The 25,975-nt window shown below is 51.1% G+C and carries 23 protein-coding genes and 1 pseudogene; 9 read left to right on the plus strand and 15 right to left on the minus strand.

Annotated elements, in window-relative coordinates; translation table 11 throughout:
* The first annotated feature begins 21 nt into the window (after positions 1 to 21).
* On the plus strand, positions 22 to 255 hold the full coding sequence (locus V9K95_RS14060; RefSeq protein WP_336442130.1) for a hypothetical protein: 234 nt from the start codon (positions 22 to 24) through the stop codon (positions 253 to 255).
* Between the two features lie 334 nt (positions 256 to 589).
* Here the strand turns inward: V9K95_RS14060 and V9K95_RS14065 are convergent, their stop codons facing one another.
* The 9 genes from V9K95_RS14065 to V9K95_RS14105 form a co-directional block, all read right to left on the minus strand.
* Complete coding sequence (locus tag V9K95_RS14065; protein ID WP_336442129.1) at positions 590 to 1,879, minus strand: glycosyltransferase family 4 protein; 1,290 nt, start codon at positions 1,877 to 1,879, stop codon at positions 590 to 592.
* Between the two features lie 14 nt (positions 1,880 to 1,893).
* Positions 1,894 to 3,114, minus strand: a complete 1,221-nt coding sequence (locus V9K95_RS14070) for a glycosyltransferase (protein ID WP_336442128.1) — start codon at positions 3,112 to 3,114, stop codon at positions 1,894 to 1,896.
* Between the two features lie 370 nt (positions 3,115 to 3,484).
* A complete protein-coding gene (locus V9K95_RS14075) occupies positions 3,485 to 4,225 on the minus strand; it encodes a TfuA-like protein (protein WP_336442127.1) in 741 nt (246 codons plus the stop codon).
* Between the two features lie 9 nt (positions 4,226 to 4,234).
* Positions 4,235 to 5,491, minus strand: coding sequence for a YcaO-like family protein (locus V9K95_RS14080; protein ID WP_336442126.1), 1,257 nt, complete (start codon positions 5,489 to 5,491; stop codon positions 4,235 to 4,237).
* Positions 5,488 to 5,754, minus strand: a complete 267-nt coding sequence (locus V9K95_RS14085; RefSeq protein WP_336442125.1) for a hypothetical protein — start codon at positions 5,752 to 5,754, stop codon at positions 5,488 to 5,490. Before V9K95_RS14085 ends, V9K95_RS14080 begins: the two co-directional genes overlap by 4 nt.
* A gap of 277 nt (positions 5,755 to 6,031) precedes the next feature.
* Positions 6,032 to 6,295 carry a hypothetical protein gene (locus V9K95_RS14090; protein WP_336442124.1) on the minus strand — a complete coding sequence of 88 codons (264 nt, stop codon included), beginning with the start codon at positions 6,293 to 6,295 and terminating at the stop codon, positions 6,032 to 6,034.
* A 32-nt stretch (positions 6,296 to 6,327) separates the two neighbouring features.
* On the minus strand, positions 6,328 to 8,349 hold the full coding sequence (locus tag V9K95_RS14095; protein ID WP_336442123.1) for a BTAD domain-containing putative transcriptional regulator: 2,022 nt from the start codon (positions 8,347 to 8,349) through the stop codon (positions 6,328 to 6,330).
* 373 nt (positions 8,350 to 8,722) lie between these two features.
* Positions 8,723 to 9,055 (minus strand): hypothetical protein, encoded by a 333-nt coding sequence (locus V9K95_RS14100; RefSeq protein WP_307275677.1) that lies wholly within the window; start codon positions 9,053 to 9,055, stop codon positions 8,723 to 8,725.
* Positions 9,042 to 10,184: an acyltransferase family protein gene (locus V9K95_RS14105; RefSeq protein WP_336442122.1), complete on the minus strand. Its 1,143-nt coding sequence runs from the start codon at positions 10,182 to 10,184 to the stop codon at positions 9,042 to 9,044. Before V9K95_RS14105 ends, V9K95_RS14100 begins: the two co-directional genes overlap by 14 nt.
* Positions 10,185 to 10,498: 314 nt before the next feature.
* Here V9K95_RS14105 and V9K95_RS14110 point away from each other — a divergent pair, with 314 nt between their 5' ends.
* From V9K95_RS14110 to V9K95_RS14130, 5 genes are all read left to right on the plus strand, one after another.
* Positions 10,499 to 12,238 (plus strand): ABC transporter ATP-binding protein, encoded by a 1,740-nt coding sequence (locus V9K95_RS14110; protein WP_336442121.1) that lies wholly within the window; start codon positions 10,499 to 10,501, stop codon positions 12,236 to 12,238.
* A 332-nt stretch (positions 12,239 to 12,570) separates the two neighbouring features.
* On the plus strand, positions 12,571 to 14,211 hold the full coding sequence (locus tag V9K95_RS14115) for a phosphoethanolamine transferase (RefSeq protein ID WP_336442120.1): 1,641 nt from the start codon (positions 12,571 to 12,573) through the stop codon (positions 14,209 to 14,211).
* A complete protein-coding gene (locus V9K95_RS14120) occupies positions 14,208 to 14,594 on the plus strand; it encodes a diacylglycerol kinase (RefSeq protein WP_336442119.1) in 387 nt (128 codons plus the stop codon). The genes V9K95_RS14115 and V9K95_RS14120 overlap by 4 nt, the downstream gene beginning before the upstream one ends.
* 42 nt (positions 14,595 to 14,636) lie before the next feature.
* The gene (locus V9K95_RS14125; protein ID WP_307275691.1) at positions 14,637 to 15,299 is read left to right on the plus strand and encodes a response regulator; all 663 of its coding nucleotides are present in this window, start codon (positions 14,637 to 14,639) and stop codon (positions 15,297 to 15,299) included.
* Positions 15,296 to 16,627, plus strand: coding sequence for a sensor histidine kinase (locus V9K95_RS14130; protein WP_336442118.1), 1,332 nt, complete (start codon positions 15,296 to 15,298; stop codon positions 16,625 to 16,627). The genes V9K95_RS14125 and V9K95_RS14130 overlap by 4 nt, the downstream gene beginning before the upstream one ends.
* 28 nt (positions 16,628 to 16,655) lie before the next feature.
* Here the strand turns inward: V9K95_RS14130 and V9K95_RS14135 are convergent, their stop codons facing one another.
* Both V9K95_RS14135 and V9K95_RS14140 read right to left on the minus strand, forming a co-directional pair.
* Positions 16,656 to 17,309, minus strand: coding sequence for a glutathione S-transferase family protein (locus V9K95_RS14135; RefSeq protein ID WP_115053322.1), 654 nt, complete (start codon positions 17,307 to 17,309; stop codon positions 16,656 to 16,658).
* Positions 17,310 to 17,337: 28 nt separating this feature from the next.
* Complete coding sequence (locus V9K95_RS14140; protein ID WP_336442117.1) at positions 17,338 to 17,982, minus strand: dihydrofolate reductase family protein; 645 nt, start codon at positions 17,980 to 17,982, stop codon at positions 17,338 to 17,340.
* A gap of 91 nt (positions 17,983 to 18,073) precedes the next feature.
* On the opposite strand from V9K95_RS14140, the gene V9K95_RS14145 reads away from it, so the two are divergent.
* Positions 18,074 to 18,592: a winged helix-turn-helix transcriptional regulator gene (locus tag V9K95_RS14145; protein WP_307275697.1), complete on the plus strand. Its 519-nt coding sequence runs from the start codon at positions 18,074 to 18,076 to the stop codon at positions 18,590 to 18,592.
* Positions 18,593 to 18,620: 28 nt separating this feature from the next.
* Here V9K95_RS14145 and V9K95_RS14150 read toward each other — a convergent pair whose 3' ends face one another.
* Complete coding sequence (locus tag V9K95_RS14150; protein WP_115053807.1) at positions 18,621 to 19,502, minus strand: MBL fold metallo-hydrolase; 882 nt, start codon at positions 19,500 to 19,502, stop codon at positions 18,621 to 18,623.
* A 187-nt stretch (positions 19,503 to 19,689) separates the two neighbouring features.
* Here V9K95_RS14150 and V9K95_RS14155 point away from each other — a divergent pair, with 187 nt between their 5' ends.
* Positions 19,690 to 20,349, plus strand: coding sequence for a peroxiredoxin (locus V9K95_RS14155; protein ID WP_337345103.1), 660 nt, complete (start codon positions 19,690 to 19,692; stop codon positions 20,347 to 20,349).
* Between the two features lie 299 nt (positions 20,350 to 20,648).
* Entirely contained in the window at positions 20,649 to 21,242 is a 594-nt protein-coding gene (locus V9K95_RS14160; protein ID WP_337345104.1) for a phosphatase PAP2 family protein, read from the plus strand.
* Positions 21,243 to 22,969: 1,727 nt separating this feature from the next.
* Here V9K95_RS14160 and V9K95_RS14165 read toward each other — a convergent pair.
* The 3 genes and pseudogenes from V9K95_RS14165 to V9K95_RS14175 form a co-directional block, all read right to left on the minus strand.
* The gene (locus V9K95_RS14165; protein WP_337345105.1) at positions 22,970 to 23,248 is read right to left on the minus strand and encodes a hypothetical protein; all 279 of its coding nucleotides are present in this window, start codon (positions 23,246 to 23,248) and stop codon (positions 22,970 to 22,972) included.
* A gap of 1,021 nt (positions 23,249 to 24,269) precedes the next feature.
* Positions 24,270 to 24,509 (minus strand): annotated as a pseudogene (locus tag V9K95_RS14170) (metallophosphoesterase family protein); the annotation flags it as partial.
* 1,150 nt (positions 24,510 to 25,659) lie between these two features.
* Positions 25,660 to 25,975: hypothetical protein (locus tag V9K95_RS14175; protein ID WP_337345107.1), on the minus strand; the 316-nt coding region annotated here is incomplete at its 5' end.

Here is a 25,975-nt window from a genome sequence, read left to right on the forward strand (position 1 = left end):
CAACTCTTATCTGGGTTACTCATGCCCCATCTTCTTCAAACGTTTTGTCCTTCCAAAACGGTCCATACGCGGATCGCTAACGCATTGTGGGTCGAGTATGGCGGAGCACCATGGGACATGCCTCCTGATTGGGAGCCGGACAGACAATGGGCATCCAAGCTGGAATTGAATCTCATTCCCAATCTCGGACCAATGTCTGTAGCTATTTTGCGGGAGTGGCTCGCGGCAGGCGATGACGAGTTAAACGAGCGATAAATCGCTTTAAGTCATCCGCCAGATGACGAGCCAGAAAACCACGCAAAGAAAGAATGCAGCCCAACGAATAAGATACTTCTCCTCAACGAGGTCAAAGAATGACTTCGAGGGTCGTTGGGTTGTGGTCTCAAGATTTTCAGAAGTATTTTTCATCTATCTCTTAACGATGCATTTTTACACTGAGGTCAATTCTAACCTTGAATTTGGACCAAAGATAGCCCGGCAGATTTAGACCTCTCCTAAATCAATTACAACTTTAACCAAAAAGTATGAATAAATGGATAGCGCGCCTAACCCCGAGCAATCGAAGTAGACGTCCTTAAAGGCTTGATGGTCAGATCGCTTGGTAAGAAGGGTGCATTCCGGCGGAGGAATCAAGCGCCGGTGCGGTGTCCGGCAATTTTTCACCGGCCAGACATTCGCCATAAAGGGCGATCAGTTCATTACACCAACTTTGCGGCGTATTGGCCAAGCCTGGAGAAAGAGCAAATGCGGTCTTGCTCATGTGCTGAACCCGGTCATTTCTGTCGAGTTCTGCAAAGGCTGCTGCCAGGCTTTCAGCGTCAGACGCTTCGGCAACTATGCCGCATCCGAGCTCCTGCGCTTCATTGGCGATGAATGCAGACTTGAAGGCTACGATTGGAATTCCGCTTTGAAGGCTTTCATGAGCAACCAGGCCAAAGGGTTCGGGAAGTCTGCTCGGCATAACCACAAACCGCGCTTCCTGTAAAAGGGCACTGATCTCGTCATGAGTTTTCCAGCCCTCGCAGATTACCTCCGGATAGCGCTGGAGCAACTCCTCGCGAAATGCTCCATCTCCAATGACGCGCAGCCGCCGTCCTACCGTCCGCGCGGCTTCAGCAGCAATATCGACGCCCTTTTCAAACTCGAGCCGCCCTATAAAGAATATGTCACTATTCTCTTCGGCAGGGATGCGCTTTTTTGCAAATGGCTTGACCGGATTAAGCACCGTTCTGATGCGCGATGAGGGAATTCCGCCTCTTTCGAGCCATGGATTCATCATTGGATGAATGGACGCAATCGTGCAATTGGATTTGGACATGTCCAGAAGCCGTGTGCGCAACCACGACCGCGCAAAACGCCACAGCTTGTCGGCATAGCGTCGCTTGTCGCAGTTTGAAGCCAGACATTGTCCGCTTAGCGGTGTTAGGGAACACACGCTATTTGTCTTGAAATTAGCATAGCTCCCGTTGGGACACACCAAAGTAAAATCGTGCGCCGATATTATCAGGCGGCTATAGACCGGCTTAAGCGCTGAAAATATCGAGGGTGAGAGTATCTGGGCCCATGCATGGACATGATAGACCGTGCCAGGCGTGTCTTTTTGCGCAATGTAACGCGTGATCGCCTCATAAGCGGCCTTGTTATAGGCGCCATCCATGATCCGCCTGTGAACCGGCAATTTCAGCAGCGGCTGGCTTCCCAACCCGTCAATTTCCACATTATGATTGCCCTGCAATGGAAAGCCGGTGCCAGTATCGCCTGTCAGGAAAGTAACGGGTATTCCGGCCTCATGCAGCAGGCGTGCTGACAGCAGAGCCAAAGCCGCCGCGCCGCCGCTGGCCACAGCTTCATCATTGATGATCACGACGCGTTCCAACATAGCTGCGATATCCTTCAGCTTGGCCGCAGCGAATTTGTGCTGGTCTGTGCCGGAGCCTTCAGGGCAAGGACAAGAGCGCCCGAGCGCCCTCTCGCGTCGGATGTTCCTTGTGTCTGCGAAATCATGTCCATGGTTTGTTGCGCATTCCGGTGCTCAAATTCCTTGCGAATGAGCTGGCTCATTTTATCCTTGAATGTTTCCTTGCTGAAACGCAGCGAATGCGCGCGAATTCGGGCAGGCACGAAGCTCTTTTCCACCAGCTCGAACTGCTCGACACAATCAATCAATGCTTCCACGGATTGTTCTGAAAACAGCATGCCTGACAGACCATTGACCACGGTGTCAACCGCCCCGCCTTTGCCATAGGCGAGAACCGGGCGGCCGCTTGCCATTACTTCAACCGGCACGATACCAAAATCTTCTTCGCCAGGAAAAATCAGAGCCTTGCACCGTGCCATATGGATCTTCAATGATGCGAATGGCTGGTGATTCAGGAATGTCACCGTTGGCCCCGCCTTGCTCTTTAGGCTGGCCATCTCTTCGCCTGTCCCAATCACGACAAGCTTCTTGTTCATTCTGGTGAATGCTTCAACCGCAAGATCAACGCGCTTGTAGCCTACCAATTGCCCGGCACAAAGGTAGAAGTCATCCACCGTTTCAGATATTGCAAATTCACTCACTGAGACAGGCGGATGTATAACAACCGCGTCCCGCCGGTAATATCTCTGCACGCGATTGGCTATGTGGCGCGAATTTGCGACAAAGCAATCAACGCGTGCGCTGGTCGAAACATCCCACTGCCGCAGCCAGGATGCTATTACCGGCATGAACAATCGTTTCACGAAGCCCGCGCTGGCATGATAGAAAAAATAATGATCCCAGATGTAGCGCATCGGCGAGTGGCAATAGCAAATATGCAGCGCATCGGGCTTGGGGATAATTCCCTTTGCCGGCCCGGATTCGCTTGAGATGATCAAATCATAGCTGGTCAGATCCATGCTTTCCAATGCCAGCGGCATTAGAGGCAGCAACATCTGATAATGTTTCTTTGAACCCGGTATTTTTTGCAGGAAGGACGTTGTGATTTTGTGGTTTTTCAACCGGCCCTTGATCGCGTCGGGATCATAGACCAGCGTGAAAATATCTGCCTCGGGGTAAAGCTCACTCAGTGCTTCGAGGACTTTTTCGCCACCGCGCATCGATAAAAGCCAATAATGAACGATAGCTACTTTCACAATACTGCCCCTCGTCCATGACATGGCGTACGCGCACGAGAGCGCGCGCGTCATGCCCGGATCTTGATTATTGGGTTGGATTCTTCAGGACGGATAAGAACAGTGCTACGCCGAAATTCTACATTCAATTCACTTTAGAATTCCGGCGTAGGTCCCCCACTGACTGCCCGCTTGCTCCCACACACGCTTGATTTTTTTGATCTTGTTTTTCATGCGTTTAAAACTTGCGACCACACATATGAAGCTAAATCTCTGCCCGTTACGCAAGCGTGACTCAAAGGGCTTTTTCCGGAAATTTTTACAAAATCTGCGCTAACCAATAAGATTGTACTGAATTCGGTTAGGCCCGAAACTTAAGGAGTAGAGAAAACTAGACCTTCAGTTTGAGCCACTGGCTGGTTTCATTGAAGGTCCAATCTTGAAAATGATCGTCAGGCGCGCCCATTTCCTTCGGCTGGCGTTGCTCCAGCATGGTTTCCAGCAACAATGTGGCGTCAAGCCGCTTGATGTTGCAGATATGCGGTCTTATGCGGGCTTCACCATCGGCAATTTCGGTTGAAATCTTGTCAAAAACCCGTCGCCAGCTGCGCTCCTTGAAGAATATCGCATTCGCTGCTGAGCGAATATAATACATTTCATCCGGATTGATGGCTCCGGCGGCTTTGGCCCTTTCCAAAGTGGCATCAATAGTGACCATTGCCTCGCTGAATGCGATATAGCCAAACTCGGCTGGCGCATGAACCTGCGCAACAGCCGCATCGTCTTCCAGCCCGCCAAAAGCATAACGCTCGAATACTTCCCCAATGCCGATCATGCCGAATGGATAGCATTCGGCGGCACGCAAAGCGCCCATGCTGGCAGCGCCGTAAATCACTGCGCCTTTTGACAAGGCATAGAGAATTTCCTTGTGCCAGACGGCTGCAACATCCTCAAAACGTCCGTCGACAAGCCCGATCGTGCGAAATCCCTGATCCACGGCATGGGTAATGTCACCGCATTTGGCCGGCCCACGGCAAGTCAATTCATGATCCGGCAGCAGCACATCCTCTCCGCTGCGCAACGGCACGAACTTGGTTCCCGAAAGACTCGGGCCTGCAAAAAGAATCTTCATGGCGTTGCTTTACTGGCGGAGCATTGCATTGAGAGCCCTCCCGCCGAAACGATGTTTGCGAATACCTGCCGGGCTTTCCAACTCATTGACCAGCACCCGGCAGACGGAAAATCCATATTCTTCTCCGCCAAGCGGAACAGCAACCACGCTTCTAATGCCGCGCTGGCGAAGTGGGTTGAGATAGGTTTCCAGACTTGCCCGCGCGACCGGCGATGGGTCTTCGAAATGGAAATCACTTCCAGGTTGCGCGTGGATATAGACGGCAAGGTCCGGCGCAAGCCGCTGCGCATATTCCGATGGATCGAAATCGTCCCGGGCACCGGAAATATTGGTGATACGGGTCTGCGCCGCCTCGGTGATCGCGCGCATGGCAGCTACGCGCGGAGAAAGATGGCAGCCATAGCCCGCTGCAAGATCGAAATGCAGATAGGTGCCGTGCTGTGTTGCCGGACTGATGGTCGCCATGAAAACCGGCAACGCAATATCAGAGCTCGTATCGAAGAGCCTCAGCACAAAGCCTGCACTGGCAATGCGTTCGGCGAGCCAATCAATATTGCTGTCGGAGAACACGCGCGGATCGACGCATCGCGCCTGGACACCAGCGTCACGCTGAAACCGCCATAGCTCCGTTGCATCGCGCTCCACCCGTTCGCACAGGCCATGGATAACCGCTTCCAGCAAGCAGTTTCCGGACGCCAACCCATCGGTAGATTGGCTATAGTGCCAGTTCTGCCGCTGCGACGTGAAGTCAAGCGAGACGACCTCGCGCGGCACGTAGACCGGGAGTTGCTTGAGGAGATCAAAGCCCTCCAGCCATTCGATCGGCTCGTCATTTCCGGGCTCATCAGCACCGCGCATGAGAAGCATGCGCCCGTCAAAAACAATGTGTCCGCTGTCTTGCAGGGCAGCTTTCGTTGCTGTGATTGACGTGGCGGGAATGTCTTCGGCAATAGCGATTTCTGCGGCTTCCATAACAGCGGAAGCACGCGCATGTGGTGCCGTGATACCTTTGCCTTGGCTGACCGCCAATGTACGGCTATTTGGGCGTACCGCCATCCACACCGGAATACCGATGCGGTCGAGGCCGGTCACTTCCGCCATTCGAACAATGCCCAGCTGCGAGAAATGTGGACGCAGCCGGCTCACGGTCACATCCGCATCATGCAATCTGGTGGATGACGGATCATTATTGCTTGCGGCGGAGCGAAGCTTGGCTTCATCCGCCGCAAGCCTTTCATAAACCGAAATCCCGGCCCGTGACTTCATAAGAAACTCCTTCTGATAGTCACGGGCAGATCGGCGACTATTTTATCAGACTGGTACGGCCGTGCTTTTCTCTGGACCAAAAGAAAATGCTCGATCTGACAAATCGCTTCTACTATCAAACGAGAAAGCACGATCAGACGGATCGCTTCTCCCATCAAACGAGAAGGCACGATCCGATGGATCACCTCTCCCGTCAAACGAGAATGCTCGATCAGATGGATTACTTCTCCCGTCGAACGAAAAAGCTCTGTCTGACGGATCACTTCGAGTTTCGAGAGACACATTCTCATTGCCCGCCATGTCGCTGATACTCGAAAGAAATTCATGCCCAGCGGATCCGAGTGATCGAAGAATATCCCGATCAAGACATTCAACGCTGTGTGTGTCAGCGTTTACAAGCCATAATTTATCAACTTCCGGTTGATCTACAATGTAAAACCTTGCCATGCGATTAGCCTTTCTATGAAGGAGAGCCCACATGGCAAGCGTATGACGATTCTTTAATAGATCAAGAAGAAGATTTGCTTAATACCCGTCTACTTACTTTTCATGAGACGTCGGATCAACAATGAATGATTGAGAAATAGCTTCAGATCGACTGTTCGTCGCGATCGCGATACTTATCCCTTTTAAAGTAGTAATGCCGCTCGCCCTTGCCTTATCAAGGATTTCAACAAAACCCGCATCAGCCGCTTGTGACTTGGCAAGAGTGATATCTGTCAGTGGCTCCACCGAACGGTTGTCCAAATCAACCAACCAAAGCTCCTTGGCATCCGTTTCCCCAATAATGAAGTATTTCGCCATCAACATTTACCCCGTTTGCATTGTTTGTCTAACTATTGAAAACCCGCCTCGCGCAGCGCATTTTCATATCTTTGACGCTGTTCCGGCAAGCGCACTCCAAGGCCTTTAATCCAATCATCTATCCGAAATGTTGGATTATCTTCCATCGCTTGCTTTTTATATTCGCCGGCTTTTTCTTTTTCGCCCTGCATTGCATAGCAAGCTGCCAGCAATCTGGCCGCAGCTCGCGGGTTCTGCATCTGCTCGAGAGTATCTACAGCCTCCGAATGGCGCCCCATATTGTGGAGTGCCCCACCCCCTACCCAATAATAATAATCAGGCGCGAGGGGATTATGGGCGATTGCCTGCTGGATTTTCTCCAATGCCTGATCAAGCCAACCATAATGGGTCAAAGCGTCCGCATAATCAGCCAACAAGTCAGCATGTTGGGGATTGATGGACTCGCCTTGATCAAAATACTCCAAACTTTCCTCGAATTTACCCAAATACATGCTGATCGTACCAAGTTCGCGTAATGGCCGTTCATCGTCTGGATCATTGGGAGTCGCCCGCTTGGCAATTTTCTCCCCTTCAAGCAAAATATCTTTTTCACTGCGCGCCAGCATCAGCCATTCCTTTTGCATGGTTCTTGCTATCCCGCTAAGCGCAGGAACAAAGTCAGGCGACGCTATCAGGGCATTCTTGAAAGATTGCCGAGCATGGCGCAGCGTGGACAGGTCGAATTTATCGATGTCGCGCTTGGCCATGAGGTACCAATAATAGGCATTTGGATCCTGATCGAGCTTGTTGTAGCGGTCAAGTTCCGACTTCTCGATTACAGAGACGACAGAAAGAATGATGCGGATGGAAAGCTGCCGGTATTGCTGTTCGGGCAGGACATAATCAAACTTTGTTTTCTCCGCCCAGACGATCTCCTGCGTTTCGGTGTCAATGAGTTTCACTGAAAGGAAGCAAAACCCGTCGCGACGGACAATCTTACTGTCGACGGCATAGCTGACACCGAATTGCGTCTTGAGACCGTCAAAACTGTCAATCGGGGATTCTGTTACCACGCGCTTGGACGTATAGGGCGCCACAACTGAAAGCGTGCGCAAACGGCATAGGCCGATCGTGATATCATCTACCAGCGACGCGGCAAGTTGCTCCATTGGGTCGGATGCATTATGCGGCAAGTAGAGAACCATAACCCGCGGCAGGCCCGCTTGTTTGGCCTGTTGCAGCTGGGATACGGCGCGGATCGCGGTCGGTGTCTGTATTTCGGTCCGGATTGCAACAGGTTGTGCTGGCTGCGTGATAATGAGCCCTCTTGTCGTTGCCGGGGAAAGTTTCGGCAGCAATTGCTGATAGAGCTCAATCGTTTGCTCTTCCGGCTCGACATCAAGATCATCGCGGAGCTTTTTCGTGCATTCCCGGAATGTCCGCTCCACCTTGGCAATCAACCCAAGCTGCGACGCCGTTTGCATCAATGCGCGATAACCAACCTCCTGATAGGGGTCAATTTCGATCAGCTTACGGGCGCATTGCCGCTTTTCATCGATACTTACGCCTATGGGCTGATCAATCATCAAAAGCAGCATCGCGGTCAGATCATCGCGAATCTTTACGCGCTTGACGTCCAGCCATTCGTCAAAATCAGAAGCTTGCGGCTCGTTCTGCGCCAGAAGATCGCCGGCATAAAGCTCGATCATCGGCAGCAAGGACTCAATATCGCCCTTCTGCATTAGCTCCATATACTCAAGAAGATCGATCCGCAGAAGATCGGCCCTCACCTGCGACAGGTTCAGATAAACATAAGTAGCATCGCCCTGTATAAGACTTAAGCCATATTGCTCCTGAAATTTGCGGATACGCGCCAGACTTTGCCGCAGATTCATGGAAGCGTGGGATTGGTCCGTCTCGGACCAAAGAACTTGTGACAGCTTGCCACGAGAAACGGAATGGTTGGGGTTTTCCAGCAGAAGGTAAACAATAATGCGAAGAAAATTGGCAGGGACACGGGGAACAAGTTGTCCGCCCAGACTTACAGTTGCCTCTCCAAAAACTGCAATCTTCATTCCGAATAAGCCCCGGATTTATCTAACTGTTTTCTTCCCGATATACGATCTGCATAGGCTATCAGTCACAATTTTAACCAAGTCCACCCCATATCTATAGATAGATATAAAGGTAAAACTATAATAAATTTGTATTAATACTGCCTCTGAAATACTTGCAAAGAGACCGACAGTACGGAATGTCCGTTCCGGGTTCGTTTTTCATAAGATAAATTCGTTTTAAGTCTCGACTATCCGCAAAATAATGACATTGTGCAAGAGGGTTGATGGATTTTTGAAAGAAAAGTCAAAGAATCTGCCAAACTATTGCTACATAGACACAAGTGCCTAAAAGTTAGTGTCTTCTCTGCCAAGCAGATAGTTATTTGCGTTACTATAAATCGTCGTGAAAAGATGAGGTTTTTCCCAAAATGCCTTCAACAAAAGTCAACTGGCTTTCAAGAAACGCAACCCGCTTTTCATAGGCTTTCATAACGCTCGTCAGATTTTCCAGGCGACCTTCATAGGATTCCGGTTCGGCAATATCTGTCATTGCTTCAAGCGTCAGTGCCGCATCCGCAGATGCTTCGGCAAAACGCTTGTTGAGGCCGAGCTTCTCCAGTTCCAATTCATTTCGGACAGCCGTCAGCGTCGTAATAATGCGTTTGAATCGGGCTGTATCACTCTCGCGATCCCGCTCCGGATCTCTGACGTTAAAGCCGAACATCGATCTGCCCTCCGTCTGGTTGAGTTGCTCCGCTTACAGGTTCCGGTGCCGGGAAGGGTTTGTAGAATTTGCCATCACCCTTGCGCGTCAAAGATGTGAGCATTCTTCGCATGGGTTCATCATAAAGACGCAAGGCCATCCAGGAAAAAGCCAGGATCATGACGAAGCTCATGCTGGCGATAATGTGCGTATTCCAGCCTGAAAGCAATGATTGGCTAAGACCTGACATCATCAAGACAATAGGAAAATGCAAAACATAAATTGGATAGGACAAACTGCCGAGCAGGGAGCCGAAACGCATGGTGTTTGTTTGCCCGGTGCCTCCAATGACGATGGCAGGCAGACACAGGCTGATAAAAACCAAGTCCAGCCAAGGGAAATTTCGCTCTGATACGGCAACTGGAATTGCAAGCACAAAAACCAGTGCGGCCGAAAGGGTAAACATGCTCCAATGCCGCGCATTTGCACTCAGGCGGTGCTGCTCACGATATATGACCACACCCAAGGGAAAGCCGAAACATACCCGGGCCAGACCGCCCCAGAAGGTTGCGGTGTCATATCCAATATTGAGCGTGTGATATCGGTTCACGAAAACCGCAAGAAAAACCAGACTGACTACGATGATCAGGATCAGGGTGCTGGTACGGAGCCAAATGCCACAGACCGCCCATAGTAAATTGATAAGCAACTCGAAAAAAAGCGACCAGAGCGGACCATTTCCGGGGAAAAGATCGTGAGATGTTGCTGTTGCACTGAGGAAAGACGGAACCATTGCAAGATTGAGCATTCCGGACGCCAGCAGGACCTCCAGAGATTCAACTTTTCCGGGAAAAAACAGCCATTTCAGCAAAAGGACCACCAGACCCATGCCAGCACCAAGCAGCGCCAGCGGATAGAGTCTGATCATGCGTTTTATGATGAATGACCCAAGTGACAAATGAGTCCGGAGGTCTCTTTCATAGGCGTGGGCAACAACAAACCCGCTGAGCACAAAAAAGAAATCCACGGCAAGATAGCCTCTCGGTATGATAGCCGGAATCATGCCGAATTGCGACAGATGGAAGCCAACGACAAGGAGGGCAGCAACGCCTCTCAGTCCATCAAGCATGTCGTATCGTTGGACGTTCATCGGTTTCCCCAAGCCCCCTCCGTCCGGCCTTTTGGTGGCACTGGGAAGGCCGGGCGGTGCTACACTTAAATTATAGGCCTGACGGCATATCGCTGTCGTGTCAGCAATTTGAACTAGTGGTCTAAGCAAAGCTTTCCGGCCTATCCGCACCATTTCCGTTCAAGTCGCGGCAGTTCTGTTCAAGCGCTTGTAAAAGCCGACCATTATTATCGCTGTATTCGTCGATTCTATTGGGCAAAAGGCAAACATGTGCTAACTCCTGCCAGTGCCTTTCCAGGCACAATCGCTTCTCCCACAGTGCTCGCGCGTATAAAATGATCAAACGTTTCTTTGCCTATTATGCCCCTTACAAGGGACTGTTTGCGCTGGATTTTTCCTGCGCAATCATATCGGGTTTGCTGGAACTCGGCTTTCCCATGGCCGTGCGCAGCTTCATTGATGTTTTGCTGCCCAGCCAGAACTGGACACTTATCCTTCTGGCGTCTTTCGGTCTGCTGGCGGTCTATCTGTTTAACACGGGCCTGAACGCGGTCGTCGTTTATTGGGGGCACAAGCTCGGCATCAATATTGAAACCGAAATGCGCCGCAAAAGCTTTGACCACCTGCAAAAACTGTCCTTCCGCTTCTACGACAACCACAAGACTGGTCATCTCGTCGGGCGCGTAACCAAGGATCTAGAGGAAATCGGCGAAGTCGCCCATCATGGTCCTGAGGACCTCTTCATTGCGATCATGACCTTCATCGGTGCTTTCTGGCTGATGGTCTACGTCAATCCTCTATTGGCAATTCTGACACTGATCGTGGTGCCCATCGTTGTTTGGGGCGCTGGTCAATATGGTGGCCGCATGACCAGGAACTGGCAGAATCTCTATAGCCGCGTCGGTGATTTCAACGTGCGTATCGAAGAGAATGTCGGTGGTATGCGCGTCGTTCAGGCATTCGCCAATGAAGAGCATGAACGCTCTCTTTTCGCCCGCGACAATGCACGCTATCGCGAGACCAAGCTTGCCGCTTATTGGATTATGGCTGCAAGCACGTCACTGAACTATATGAGCATGCGGCTGATACAGGTCATTGTCATGATCGCCGGAAGCTACCTTGTCATCACCGGGCAGATGACAAATGGTGGTTTTGTCAGCTTTCTCCTGCTGGTTGCTGTTTTTGTGCGCCCGATCGAAAAGATAAACTCGGTCATTGAGTCCTATCCCAAGGGTATTGCAGGGTTCCGCCGCTACACGGAGCTTCTCGATACGGAGCCGGACATAGCCGACCGCGTCAATGCCCTGACCGTTTCCAATCTGAAGGGCAATATCGCTTATAAAAACGTAACGTTCCGATATTCACCGGAGCGCGATGCGCTGCATGAGATTGACCTGACTATCAAGGCCGGTGAAACGGTCGCGTTTGTTGGCTCATCCGGTGCCGGAAAAACCACGCTTTGCTCGCTGCTGCCGCGCTTTTATGAAGTAAACTCGGGCAGCATAACGATTGACGGCATCGATATTCGCGACATGACATTGGCCTCGCTGCGTAGCCAGATCGGCGTCGTTCAGCAGGATGTGTTTCTGTTCGGCGGGACCATACGGGAGAACATTGCCTATGGCCGTCTCAACGCAACAGACGAACAAATTGCTGAAGCTGCCCGGCGTGCCCGGCTTGATGAGATGATTGCATTGCTTCCAGCGGGCTATGAAACGATTGTCGGCGAACGCGGAGTCAAGCTTTCCGGCGGGCAAAAACAGAGGCTTGCGATTGCGCGAATGTTCCTGAAAAACCCGCCAATTCTGATTTTGGACGAAGCGACATCGGCTCTGGACACCAAAACAGAGCGGGAAATTCAGCTATCACTGGCCGAGCTTGCGCAGGGACGCACCACGCTGGTTATCGCCCACCGACTTGCCACGATCCGCAATGCCGATCGTATCGTTGTGGTAGAAAATGCTCGTATCCTTGAACAGGGAACACACACGCAACTGCTCAAGTCAGACCGGTTTTATCGGCGGCTTCATGATGCCCAGTTTGGCGAGAATAATTTATCTACCGCGGCAAGCTGAATTGCCAATCACTGCTGATATGAAATTGGTGCTATTCTGGTGCGGTGCTTTGAATCGTATTTTGCAGCTAACGGAACCAGTGAGAGCGCTGCAATAAGCCCGATAATCAAGCAGATTCCATAATTCATTCTAAACTTCATATCTCAGTCCACGTTGAAACAGTGCGGACATTTTCCTTCTAAAAGCTGACACGGACCTGAACCCTCATATTCCCGTCCTTAGCCGGGGAATGTTCCATTCAGCTTCCTGTCAGGAAAAAGGGCGATTGCAGCTCCAATCAGTGCCGCCCAATGGCGGCATCCCTGACTTTGAGTCCTGCAAGGAAGTCGCACGTGTCAATCGTATTAAACTATTCCGAAGGTCGCTCGCTTCGCCCGCAAATTGGAAGTGTGACGCTGAGCGTTCTGGTTGCAATCTTTTTGATGGCCACCGCCAATAATACTTTCTGGGGGAAAGCCACCCTGCTGCTGCAAGGGCAGACCGTCGCGCTGATCTATCTGGCCTTCGGGCTGACATGCGCTTTCATCGCCCTGTGTGTGTCTTTTTCCCTGAAATTTCTCATCAAGCCATTCTTGATTGTTCTTATTCTTTTCAGCGCCTCGACATCCTGGTTCATGGATAGCTACGGCACGATCATTGATGTGAACATGCTTCAAAGCGCCGTCGATACGACAGATGCGGAAGCCGGTCATCTCGTGACCTCTGCCTATATGTGGCACATGTTTATCTTTGGGATTCTACCAGCCCTGCTCGTTGGCTGGGTGCGGATCAGGCACCGGACCTATCTGCAAAAAGTCAAATGGAACATGGTTGTCATTATACCTGCGCTGGTGTTTTTCTTCGTCGCTGCTCTTTCTCATGCGAGCACCTATCTGTCGCTCGGGCGTGAACATCGTGACTGGTTCGCCACTTTAAATCCCATCGCGCCTATCGTGAATGTGGTTAAACTCGTGATACGCACGACCAGCAACCAACATATTGTTGTGCAGCCGCTTGGCACAGATGCACGCGTCTACTCTGCCGCTCCATCAGGCAAACCCCGTGTCACTATTATCGTTGCCGGAGAAACCGGGCGCGCCGAGAGCTTTTCGCTGGGAGGTTATGGCCAGCTTACCAATCCCGAATTGTCCAAGCAGGATATTACCTATTTCCCCCAGACGAGCAGTTGCGGCACCATCACCGAGGTTTCATTGCCGTGCATGTTCTCCGTCTACACGCGCAAGCAATATACGCATCGCAAGGGCCTCGAAACCGAGAACCTTCTGGATGTACTCGGCCATGCCGGGATCAAGACGGAGTGGTGGGACAACAATACGGGCGATAAGAAGATTGCCGATCGCACCGCCTACCAGCCGCTCTACAAGTCTGGAAATCCTGCCTATTGCAAGGATGGCGAGTGTCTGGACAGCATTTTGCTCGACCAGATCGACAATTGGCTCGACAATGTGAAATCCGATTCAGTGCTTGTCATTCACCAGCTCGGCAGTCACGGCCCGGCCTATTATCTGCGCTATCCGGAAGAGTACCGTCGCTTCACACCGGATTGCCGCACATCCGAATTCGCAAAATGCAGCCGCCAGGAAATAATAAACGCCTACGACAACACCATTCTTTATACCGACCACATTATTTCGACAGTGATCGACAAGCTGAAAGCGCGCGAGGCGCGGATATCACCATCCATGATCTATATGTCGGATCACGGCGAGTCGACGGGTGAATACGGGCTTTACCTTCACGGCGCACCCTACTTCATGGCCCCGACACAACAGACCCATGTACCTTTTGTCCTGTGGCTCGGTCAGGAGGCAAAAACGGAAGTGGACGCCAAATGTCTTGCTGCCGAGGCCGTAAAACCCCACTCGCATGATAATCTGTTTCATACGGTTTTGGGCATGATGCATGTCGAGACAACAGTGCACGACAAGGCGCTTGATGCGCTTGCGCCATGCAGGCAGGGGCAGTCATCGTGAGCGAAAGCCCCTACTTTAAAAAGACAACCGGGTTTCGTCACCTTTTTGCCGCTGCAAGCTACTCTGTGAAAGGAGCGGAACGGCTCCTGCGCGAGTCAGCGGCGCGGCACGAGATCATTGCTTATCTTGGCGCGGTTGCATTGTTTTCGGTTCTGGGGGCAGCGCTTCTGGATTATCTGGTGCTGACAGCTTTGTTTCTGCTGCTGCTTGCTGTCGAGGCTTTGAACACAGCGATTGAAGAGATCATTGATCATCTTTCGCGTGATTACTCGGTTTTTGCACGAAATGCCAAGGATCTTGGTTCCTTTGCAGTGTCCTGTATTCTCGCTATCAACGCACTCTTTATCGCCTACGTTGCAATCGATTTGCTGACCTCAACTTAATTAGGTATTGAGTGTTAACATTACACAAGACCGGGGTCAGGTTTGCGGGTTCTCCTTGTTGAAGACGATCAAACCCTTGGCGAGGCTGTGCGTGATCACGTCGCCAGCACTTACCATGCGGTCGACTGGATGCAGACGATCGACGATGCCACGGCATCGGTCCGTGTGGTTGAGTATGGGTTGATACTGCTCGACCTCAGATTGCCGGATGGGAGTGGCATAAATTTCCTGCGAACACTCCGGTCAAGGGGCAACGCAACTCCCGTCATTATTCTTACCGCACACGACCAGATTTCCGATCGTATTGAGGGGTTGAATGCTGGTGCAGATGATTATCTGGTCAAGCCGTTCAATCTGGACGAATTAACCGCACGCATATTGGCGGTCACACGGCGCCATTCGGGCAATTCAAGCTCAGAAATTATAGTTGGGACGCTTCGTATCAATATTGCCAGCAGAAGCATCTTTTCGGGAAAGCATGAGATCATATTATCCGGACGGGAATGGGCCGTGCTCGATAAACTCCTGGCCCGCGCGGGCGCCGTCGTGTCCAAGTCTCAGATAGAAGAGGCGCTTTATGCTTTCGGCTGGGAGGTCGAGAGCAATACGGTTGAGGTCTATATCAGCCGTCTGCGTAAAAAACTCGGGCGCGAACATGTCACGACGATACGCGGCGTCGGATATAAGATTGAAGGCCGCTCATGAAAAACCGCAGCATGACCCGCCGGCTGATTTTTTCCTTGACGGCGACACTGATCGTTTTTTGGCTGCTGGCTACAATAGCCGGCATGTTTGTCATGCAGGACGAGTTCGGGGAAATATTTGATGGCTCACTGCAGGCAACAACCGAGCGTCTGACACCCCTCGTTGTCGACGATGTGCTGCAAAGCGCAGAAGTATCGGACGCACGCCGTCAGCAAAGTTTGAACGAATCCACCCATAAGGGTTATCTGACCTATCAAGTCAGGGATGCGACGGGCAAAGTCATCCTTCACTCGCACGATGTTTCGGCAACACCCTTCGTTGCTCCTTTAAAGCGCGGCTTCTTCCAGGATGATGTCTCACGATTTTATACGGTTCCCGCCGTCAACAACACTATCTTCGTGCAGGTCGCGGACTCCCTTGCACATCGCACCGAAGCCGCTGTTGAAGGAGGTCTGGCCCTGCTTCTGCCCGTTCTGGTACTGATTCCGGTTAGCATTATCGGCATATGGCTCATTGTCCGACGCTCGATTGAACCAGTCAACGATTTACGCGAGGCGATTGCAGGCAAGGATAGCGGCAATCTTGCTCCAATTGAGCTGTCCACCTTGCCGCGCGAGCTTCAACCGATCGTAACGTCGGTCAATCGCCTGCTTGAGCGGCTAAGGTCGACACTAAAAGCTGAAAGAGAATTCACCGCCAACAGCGCGCATGAGCTGCGCACTCCCCTCGCCGGAGCACTCGCGCAGACGCAGATGCTTAAATCTGAGCTGCGCAGTGAGGGTTCAAAGTCGCGCTTGGCGCTTATCGAGGCGTCGTTGCAAAAGCTCATCAGGCTTGTCGAAAAGCTTATGCAACTGGCGCGTGCCGAGGCAAAGATAGGCACTTCAAATGAAACCGCCGATTTGGGGAAAGTCCTGGAACTCGTGATCGAAGATTTCAATCGGGCGTCCGAGACAGATGGCAGAATTCGATATAGCCGGGCCAAAGCTGCCACGCTTGTTCGCCCGGTAAGCGAGGATGCTTTTGCAATTGTGCTTCGTAATCTTATAGAAAACGCCCTGATCCATGGCGATCAACAAGCTCCGGTCAAAATCAGCCTTGAGCCTGGCGGTACAGTTCGCATTGCAAATGATGGACCTGTGCTGGGTGCCGACGAACTCGTATCAATCCGCCAACGCTTCAGCCGTGGCAAAACAACATCTCCAGGTTCAGGCCTTGGCTTGTCAATTGCCACTGAACTGGCCTCTCAAATGGGGGCGACACTGGAACTGAAATCTCCGGCAACCAACGCCAGCACAGGCTTTGAATCCATCCTGCATTTCAGTTGAAGCCTTTTCACCAAGTTGAGGGCGCTTTTCAGTCACGACCCTCCGGCGCTCCCAAAGGAAACATGTGACGGTATGGCCGGGCTTCATCAAGGGCCCGGGCATAGCTGGCGCGCGCAAGAAGGCGATCGCGATAAGCCCAGAGGTTTTGGTAATTCCTCGGTATTGGATAGGTCCAATCCGCATAAAGCAAGGACGGCGCAGCGGCACAATCGGCCAGACTGAATTCATCAGCCACCCATTCACGCTCTGCCATGCGCCTATCGAGAAGCGCGTAGGCTTCGTCGAACGCCGCTTTCCATTTCGCGCCATCTTCACCATCATCCGGTTCGCGGCCGATTGACAGATAGACCAGTCTCTGCTGCGGATAATTGACGTAATTATCGAAAAACCGGTCCCACATCCGAACTTGCACGGCTTTCATCGGATCGTCAGGTATCAGTCTTGGCGTGTCTGGATAGCGGGCCTCCAGATATTCAATAATAGCCGTGGCCTCGAAGATCAGTTCCTCACCGTCCTTTACGACAGGAAATCTCTTGATTGGCCATAATGCGGCGAACTCGCTTGCAACCGGCTCGGTACCGTCAAGCATTTGCGTCTCGAAGGCCACGCCTTTCTCGTAAAAGCCGGTCTTGGCTTTTTGTACATATGACGAGAGAGGATGAAGGTACATAATAAGCGCCATTGCTCATTTCCTGTGCAGGAGGACTTTGTTACTTCGCAAGCACGATATGAATCGCATGTTCCGTCAGGGTGCGTTCGGTGACGCTGAACCCAAGTTCCGGCAGATTTATTCCACTGAAAATTGCTTCACCCTTACCCAAAATCACCGGCGAGACGGCAAAGTGCAGCTCATCAATTAACCCCGCCTTCAAATATTGGCGCACAGTGCTTACACCCCCGCCAATCTTCACGTCAGCCTTTCCAGCTGCAGCTTTTGCCTGATCAAGTGCAGCTTCAATTCCCTCCGTTACAAAGTAAAAGGTAGTGCCACCCTCCATGACGATCGGGGCGCGCGGGTAATGCGTGAGAATATAGGTCGGAGCGTGGTAAGGCGGATTGTTACCCCACCAGCCTTTCCATGTGTCGTCTTCCGGCCATTCGCCCCGGATTGGGCCAAACATATTGCGGCCCAGAATGAATGCACCAAAACCAGCCATGCTGCGGGCGGCATAGTCATTGTCAGAGCCTGTTTCACCGGTCTGTTTTCCGAGCATTGCGTGGAAAGTCTTTGTTCCGAATATCCATTGATGCAGGTCTTCTCCCCCCTTGCCCAACGGATCAGCCAGAGTTTGCTCCGGCCCGGCCCCGAACCCGTCAATCGAAACGGAAAACCCGCCCACTTTCACCTTTGTCATCGCACCCTCCAACCAATTGCGATTTGCAACTGGTTGTTTTATGCCACAACTGATCCTATAATGCAACTGGTTGCTGTGGAGATAAACCTATTTGAACATTGAAAAACGATCTGGATGCCCGATAAATCTGTCGCTGGAGATCATGGGCGATAAATGGAGCCTCATCATCATACGCGATATGATGTTTGGAAATCGGCGGCATTTCCGCGACCTGCTGACCCATTCGCAAGAGAAAATTGCCTCCAATATCCTGGCTGCGCGGCTTAAGCACCTGTTGTCAGTTGGCTTGATCAGCAAACAGGATGACCCCAGCCACAGCCAAAAAGCCATCTATAGCCTGACGGAGCCAGCCATACAGCTCGTGCCATTGCTTGCCATGATGGGCGGTTGGGGACGCAAACATCTCCCGGTTACTCCGGAATTAAGCATCCGTGCCGAGCTTTTGGAAAATGGCGGCCCGGTCATGTGGGAAAAGTTCATGAGTGAACTGCGCGATATTCACATCAAGGATCCGATTGGTGGCGCGAGTGGCAAGGTCGTTTCACCAGTTCTCATCGATCTGACAGCGGCCTACAGGCAGGTATGTGCAACAATGGCGGAAACCGATTAGGCCGCTGGAACATTCCGGGCGGGCATGATCATTCCCAAATAGCATTGCCTAGGGCGTTTAACGGTATTTTGAGATAGCGCGCGCCATTTGATTCCGGTTCAGGAAGACGTCCGGCGTTGAGATTGATTTGGAGAGAAGGCAGCATCAGCTTTGGCATAGGCAAGGTTTTGTCCCGCGCCTGCCTGAAAGCGATAAACTCATCTTTGGAGTGACAGCGGCTTAAATGTGAATTGCTGGCTTTTTGTTCGCTCACTGTGCTTTCCCACATTGGAGCACGACCATTGGGTTGGTAATCATGCCCAACGAAAAGCCGGGTTTCGCCGGGCAAAGCCAATATATCCTGGATGGAATGCCAGAGCTGGTCTGCGCTTCCCCCCGGAAAGTCTGTTCTGGCCGTACCGCTGTCAGGCATGAATAATGTGTCGTGAATGAATGCGGCGTCACCAACCACATATGTGACCGATGCGAGTGTATGTCCTGGAGAAAACATCACGGATGCATTGAGATTGCCGATCCTGAATGTTTCTCCGGTTTGAAAAAGCTTGTGCCACTGCGATCCGTCAGGGACGAATCCTTGCCAATTATACAGATCCTTCCACAAGGATTGCACCTCAACGACGTGACTGCCAATCGCGCAAGGCGCGCCGGTCTGCGAATGCAAATAGTCTGCGGCTGAAAAATGGTCCGCATGAGGATGAGTATCGAGAATCCATTCAACTTTCAGGTTCTCTGCTGTCACATATTGAAGAATACGGTCGGCATTGAATGTGCCGGTTGCGCCGGATTTTTCCTCAAAATCGAGCACAGGATCAATGATGGCACATGCCCCCGTGGCCGGGTCTGACACGACGTATTGTATGGAGAACGTCCTCTTATCGAAAAAAGCTTCGACATGGGGCCGGGCAGACATGTTCATGGCGTTCTCCAAAGATCAGGCCTCGAAAACTCGTAATTGCTTGGCATTTCGCTGTAATATTATGTGCGTAGTAGACTCCGATAGCCTCACACGGTTAGGATATTGGTCAAATCAGCCGCCAAGGGCAAGCTACCCTTTGCGACTATTGTGGAACCGACATCCATCGAAGAGAGACCGCAAAATGGGCTTACGAATAAATGATGTTGCGCCGGATTTTACCGCCGAAACCACGCAAGGCGAGATCAAATTCCATGATTGGATAAGGGATAGCTACGCCGTTCTGTTCAGTCATCCGAAGAATTTCACACCCGTCTGCACCACAGAACTTGGCTACATGGCCGGGCTTGCGCCTGAATTCGAAAAACGCAATGCCAAGATCATTGGCATTTCTGTTGATCCCGTCGAAAGCCATGCAAAATGGAAAGCAGATATCAAGACGGCAACGGGTCATGAGGTCGATTATCCTCTGATCGGTGATCACGACCTTAAAGTGGCCAAGCTTTATGACATGCTGCCAGCAGAGGCTGGAGATTCGTCTGATGGCCGTACGCCTGCAGACAATGCCACTGTTCGTTCAGTCTTCGTTGTTGGCCCTGACAAGAAGATAAAGCTGGTTCTTACCTATCCGATGACGACCGGGCGCAATTTTGATGAGATACTGCGCGCCATAGACAGTATCCAATTGACGGCCAAGCATCAGGTGGCAACGCCTGCTCAGTGGAAACAGGGCGAGGACGTCATCATCACCGCCGGTGTATCAGACGAAGATGCAAATGCCCGCTTTGGCGGCTTTGAACGCATCTTGCCTTATCTGCGCAAAACCAAACAGCCGGGCTTCTGAAACCTCACATATATGAAGGCACTTCTTTTCTCAATTAAGGAAGTGCCTTCATAATCACAGGGTCCGCTAGTGTTAATATGCCAGCACCATCAGATATCGAGCCTACGAGTACCACTTGAAGAATCAAAGCTCTGGCGAAAGTTTCGCTTAGAAGGCGTCGGCACGAGTTATTTGTAAGTAGGTAGCGAGGTGACCGCCCGTCTTAGCTCATTGTTTCTTGGGAATAGAATGCTTCCACTTACAGATATTAGCCGGTTAACCGCAAAAATTTCTTCTCATCCCAGTCGACCGCGTTTAATATGGCAGATGGTCTGTCTTTTTCTCATTTCAGGCCTTCAATCTACTTTCTTGATCAAGAGCTTGCCGCTTGGGTTGAAACCAGCCCTCGATACCTAGTAGAGGTGGAGCGACTTATATCGGCTGCAACAGATCCGATTGTGATGATCCCGTTGCTGGCTATTGCCTGCTTATTTTTTGCTGTGATTAGACTACCTTGGCTTATTCTTGGCTTTCCGATAACTGTTTGGGCTCTCGTCAATGCGACGCTTGCTACTGCTATCAGCCTTCTACTGAAATTAACCGTCGGTAGGGCTCGTCCTGAGACGGCCCTTGGTCATCTGAGTTTCCATCCTCTATCTTTCCAAGACGCCTTTCAGTCAATGCCATCAGCTCAGTTAGCGCTGGCCAGCGGGGTGGTCATGTCCTTCGCAATTCTTACACCCCGGTATAAGCAGCTATTCATAGCCGGCGGTCTTATCGTCTGCGGATCGAGAATTATTCTCGCCGAGCATTGGCTAAGCGACACGATGTTGGGTTGGGCGATCGGATGCGGGTCAGTATACTTGACCGCACTGGTGTTCAAGGCCAGAAATGCGGATTGGCAGGGGCGATGACCGAGCTTCTCGGCAATAACATCAACAATAATACCAGCCGTTCCCAACTCAGAACGAGCAGGGTGACGTGCTCCTGCTCGTTTCAAGTTACGAGATCGTTGCACATAGGTCTATTGGCGGATGCTACAGTCCGCCTCTGGAGCACAGCCCACCGTCAAAACTTTACGATTCACCCTTTACCTTCGGAATCCGGTCCCAATGGAGGACCGTATCGCTTTACAAAAATGACGGAAGAAACGTTCCACCCGGATAGCCGAGATGCCGGGGTTTCGAACAGCGAGGAACCTTGATCTGATTTTTATTCTGCTTGATTTCAACATTAGCAGACCGCTTACTCAGGTTTGGAAGAGCGAACGATGAATCCGCTGTGAAAAGCCCAGTCAACACTGTGACTAGAGCCGCGCAAATTGCTGATCTTACTATATTCATGTGCTAACTCCTTTCCGGCGCATATCTTCTTTGCAAGTATGCATAGTGGGCCTGTAATGCCGAAAAACTACGGGATGTATTCATTTGGCTACGTTTGAAATATTGGGGGACCGGCTGCAAAGCCGCCAATGTCAGGACTGCTGCGCGAAGAGATAATTTGAACTACTTCACTGGACGAATTGCCAGGACGTTCCACGCCGATTTTGTTGGTACAGCAAATATCGTTAAGTTTTTTGGGTTCTATTTCAAATGCAACTGCGGGTAAGGTATTCCGGCAGCGGCGCTCATCAACAAGTTCGTCGCGATGTGGCGCTCACTGGACGATACCGGCGCCTTCTCCTGAGGCAAACGAATTGTTGAAGCAGATCGATCCGCCTCCAGTTCTCTCCTTATGTACATTGAGAGTTCAGTCGCTTTCAGCAGATGAACGATCATCGCTCATCCAGACCGGATCTGTTCACCAGTGAAACATCACCTATTGCAGGCAACAAGCTATGGTCTTGCAAGTAATCCGGCCAAGTCTTCATTGAACATACGTTCCCGCACCTGAACGTGCGTTGTCTGGTCGTTACCCAAACAAAAAAGATGCCGCGTAAAGCAGCGCAGTAACAAACGCGGTCATAAGAAAAATCACGATCAATCCGTTTGTCATTTGATGCCCCTCGCTTTTTACCTGGCAAGATACATCAAATTAACTCCACGGAAACGAACGGGAACTTCCCGCTGCGCGCCCGATTTTCGAGAGAAATTGCGCTAAAGCGGTATCCAGGCTCGTGCTTAACCGAGCAATAGCGACCCAGAGAAATAGACTCGGCGCGCACAGTACTGCGCCGGCCAGCAAATAAGGCCAAATACGAGTGAAATAAGGTTTATCGTCCGGGTTCATGCTCTCTGATCCCTGGCTGACCCAAAGTCAGCATCAGGAGGTCTGATTCAGCAATGATCAAATAGTTCTAAATTCAACAAGGAAACGACCATTAAGCTGAGAGCAGAAGGCTGCGTCTGAAAGTCCCTACAGGTGGCAAGCTCTATCGCTAGCTCACCCGCTATGCGGCGCGCATGTCGCGTCGTTGTGACAGTAGCTTTTTATGTGGTTACAGCTTCTGCTGGGGGGGACCCGTTCTTTGCACCCCCACGTGTTCTTCTCGATATTCGGGTCCGTGAACAGCGCCATCGACGCGCACATTATCGAAGGGTGGGAAGGGCATTGGTTATCGACATCTCTCCACCTGAAGCCCTTCCCGATAAGGTTTCATTTCGCACTTTGGAACGGCCGCCGAAACCATTCCTCCTTCTCTTCATTGCGCGAAGTGTCGTCTGTCCGTACCGATAATTTTATGAAAATTGTGGTATCGGCTCGATACATGAGAATTGATGTGATCGATCATTGGCGTCCAGCCAGCCCAGACGAGAATGAAAATGGCAATTAACAACGCCAAGGGCAAGGAGACATCCAACAATGTAGTTTTTTTCTCAGGATGTTCCATATCGAGGACTGCTCCGTGCTCTTTAACGAAGATGCAAGATGAAGTCACGGCCTGTTCCCCAAAAAAGGGCGCTACCGCTGCAGTACGCATGTCTATTGATCTACATTTCGACTTGATGTCTGATCGCCCTTTAACAGTTAACGACGTAACAGTGCGTGCTGCATACTATCCTAACGGTGACGGCGGCCGGACTTGAGGGCCGAGGGGGAGCGTTTGCCGTCAGTGGGTCCGCGAAGAGAAACGGCGACCGTAACAGTATGCGTGTAACTTGAAACACGTGTGGGAAATCGCCGGTCTGCTGATATTCGGATAACGTGGCGATCTCTCCCAGAGACTAACCAACATCAGCTCTGAATTTGCCAGTTAATGTCATCTGAGACGGATAAATCATACCGTCCGGTCACGTCTTCAATGTAGACGCGGGCAGTCGAATACCGGCCAACATCCCAGGCTTAGAAAGCCTATGGTTTGTGCCATTACATCGCAATCTTAGTCGGTTTCAACTGCAACGTGATTGCCGAACTAACGTACTAAAGTGAAACCCGTCACGCCTAGTACAGTCCGAGAAAGTACAGTCGCTGTGGTGGCTGATTCAAGATGCATTTGAAATCTATTTGGCGCTAGTCGTCCCAAGCATGATGTTTGGATTATGAGGAAATTACGTATGGCTCACTATATATGGGCGAGCAATAGTGAGAAAACCCCATCCAAAAGAGCCGTTTCCCGATCTTGCTCTGACATTTGCACCGTGCCTGATGGGGAAATCCTTCCAATGTGGTCGTCGTTGCTAAAAAATGAAGAGGAGAATTGTAGTCGGGAAATACCTCATCCGCTACCGTATGTAATATGGTTTGTTGCAGCCTCTTTCATGCTTTTATACTCGATTACCTATTATACCGGAGCTCCAAAGCTATTGAAAACGCGACCCGCAGTGCTGATGTCGTCTGTATCGGGTGGGCGAATACAGATTTGCCCGTGAGGTAATCTCCTTACCGGCATTGAAATCAGAACCTTCTATAAACAACCACCATGTCAGCAACAAAGCTCGGGTCACGCCGCACCCTTTTCTCTCAGCGCACCCCCCTCACAGTTTTGACGACAGTAAAACCGGTCGCTGCATTTGCGTTGCCAGAAACCGGGCGGTTTTCATCGAAGTCTGATCGCCATCGTAAAGATCGCCCGCAATAATCAGAACGTTGACCTGTTCCTCGAGGCACAGGTTCACAATCGCCACCAACATCTGGCGCGTGGCATCGCCGATCAAATATACAAGATCAGGATTGCGCAGGGATAATGAAGGCAGCGGCGAGTCTAGGTGAATGTCTGCAGTGTGGACAAAGCGGAAAGGCATGAATCCTATCAGTGAAAGCGAGAGCGGACTGAAAGCGACACTCGCACGTCCCAAGAGTGCGTCACGGATAGGATGGTAATTCGCTGGAGTTTTCAGTGGATCATTATCAATTATATTGATGAATTTGGTAGGCAACTGCGGCGACGATAATCGACACTCACGTACATGATGCAATAGTGCACTCTGAACGTCACAAACAAAGTGGTTGATACGGACCGAGATGACACCGGACTCTCTGGCCTTCGGCCATGTACTTATAGCGGAAGCTGGAATTGAGGCCGACGAGCCTGCCAATGAGGAAGATGTTGAGCAGAATGCCGCCACTTGAAATCGCTTATAGAACGCCTCGCCGAAAACTGACCGCCCTCTTTTTGAGCGTCAGCCAATTTTTTTGCAACAAAGCCCGATCACTTAAGATAAAGCATCGGGATAGGTTTCAGTTGAAACAATGAGGGGCAAACCTGTAATCAAGGCAACACACGACAGATCGACTTTCGATTGGCGTTCAGAGAGCGCATTTTCAAAAGGGAGTTTTATAATGTACATCCAGAAAACATGGACGACTATCAAGTACGCCGCAATTGTTACCGCAATCAGCGCGGCAGTCGCTCAAAGTGCGTTGGCGGGCACTTTTCCGACCCGTCCGTGGTAAATCCATCATATTGTTTGTCTCAACGGCCACGGATTAATATCGTGGCGTTCACTTAGGACAACATTGGTCGAGATCCCGGCGCGGGCGAGCTTTCGACCAATGTGAGTTCTACACGGAACAATGCAAAGCACGCTCAGCCCGATAGAGCGAACTCAGTCTGAAGATTTTCAGATTTTCGGCAGCATTGCGAGCCCACTTGCTACCAGACGGTCAATCTGCGTATTCCGGTAAAGTCAGCCATTGATTCCAAAACAAATGCGGCTATTTGATGCTTCCCTAGGTTGTTGTTTGCATGGCGTGCGATTGCAGTGCGGTCAAGCGGCAGATGGTGGTTTACGCTGCTTCGCAAGCCCTCGTCGGCTAATTCGATGCGATAGGCTTTGTGGACAAGGCGGCGAGGATTACCCAGTATAGCGAATGGTCATTAATACGCGGGAGCTCGGCGGTCAGCAGGTCGGCTAAGCAATATTAGAAAGAGATTGTTCCTTGTTATGGTAGTTATGATGCGTAGACACCTTGAGAAGCTCCACAGAGATCACTGACGCCTTGATTATGCCACTTATTCCCACGGGAAACACTATAGCTCCATGCATTGCCATTCGAGAACGGGCTGCGGATATGATCCAATCTCAGCAGAGAATATCTGCATGCACGCGACGCACGTTGCAATAAAGTTAAAGTACGCTGCCAGTGCTCATTCGTGAAGGCCGGGTAGCCCATCTCACATGGATTGTTACGGCTCAATTTGTGTTTGCTGCGGCGTTTAAGGCAGGCGAGATTTGAGGTTCGCCTGCCCATGTTTTTTACGAAGTGT

It is taken from the genome of Phyllobacterium sp. CCNWLW183 (assembly GCF_037203775.1).
Classification (GTDB): Bacteria; Pseudomonadota; Alphaproteobacteria; order Rhizobiales; family Rhizobiaceae; genus Phyllobacterium; species Phyllobacterium ifriqiyense.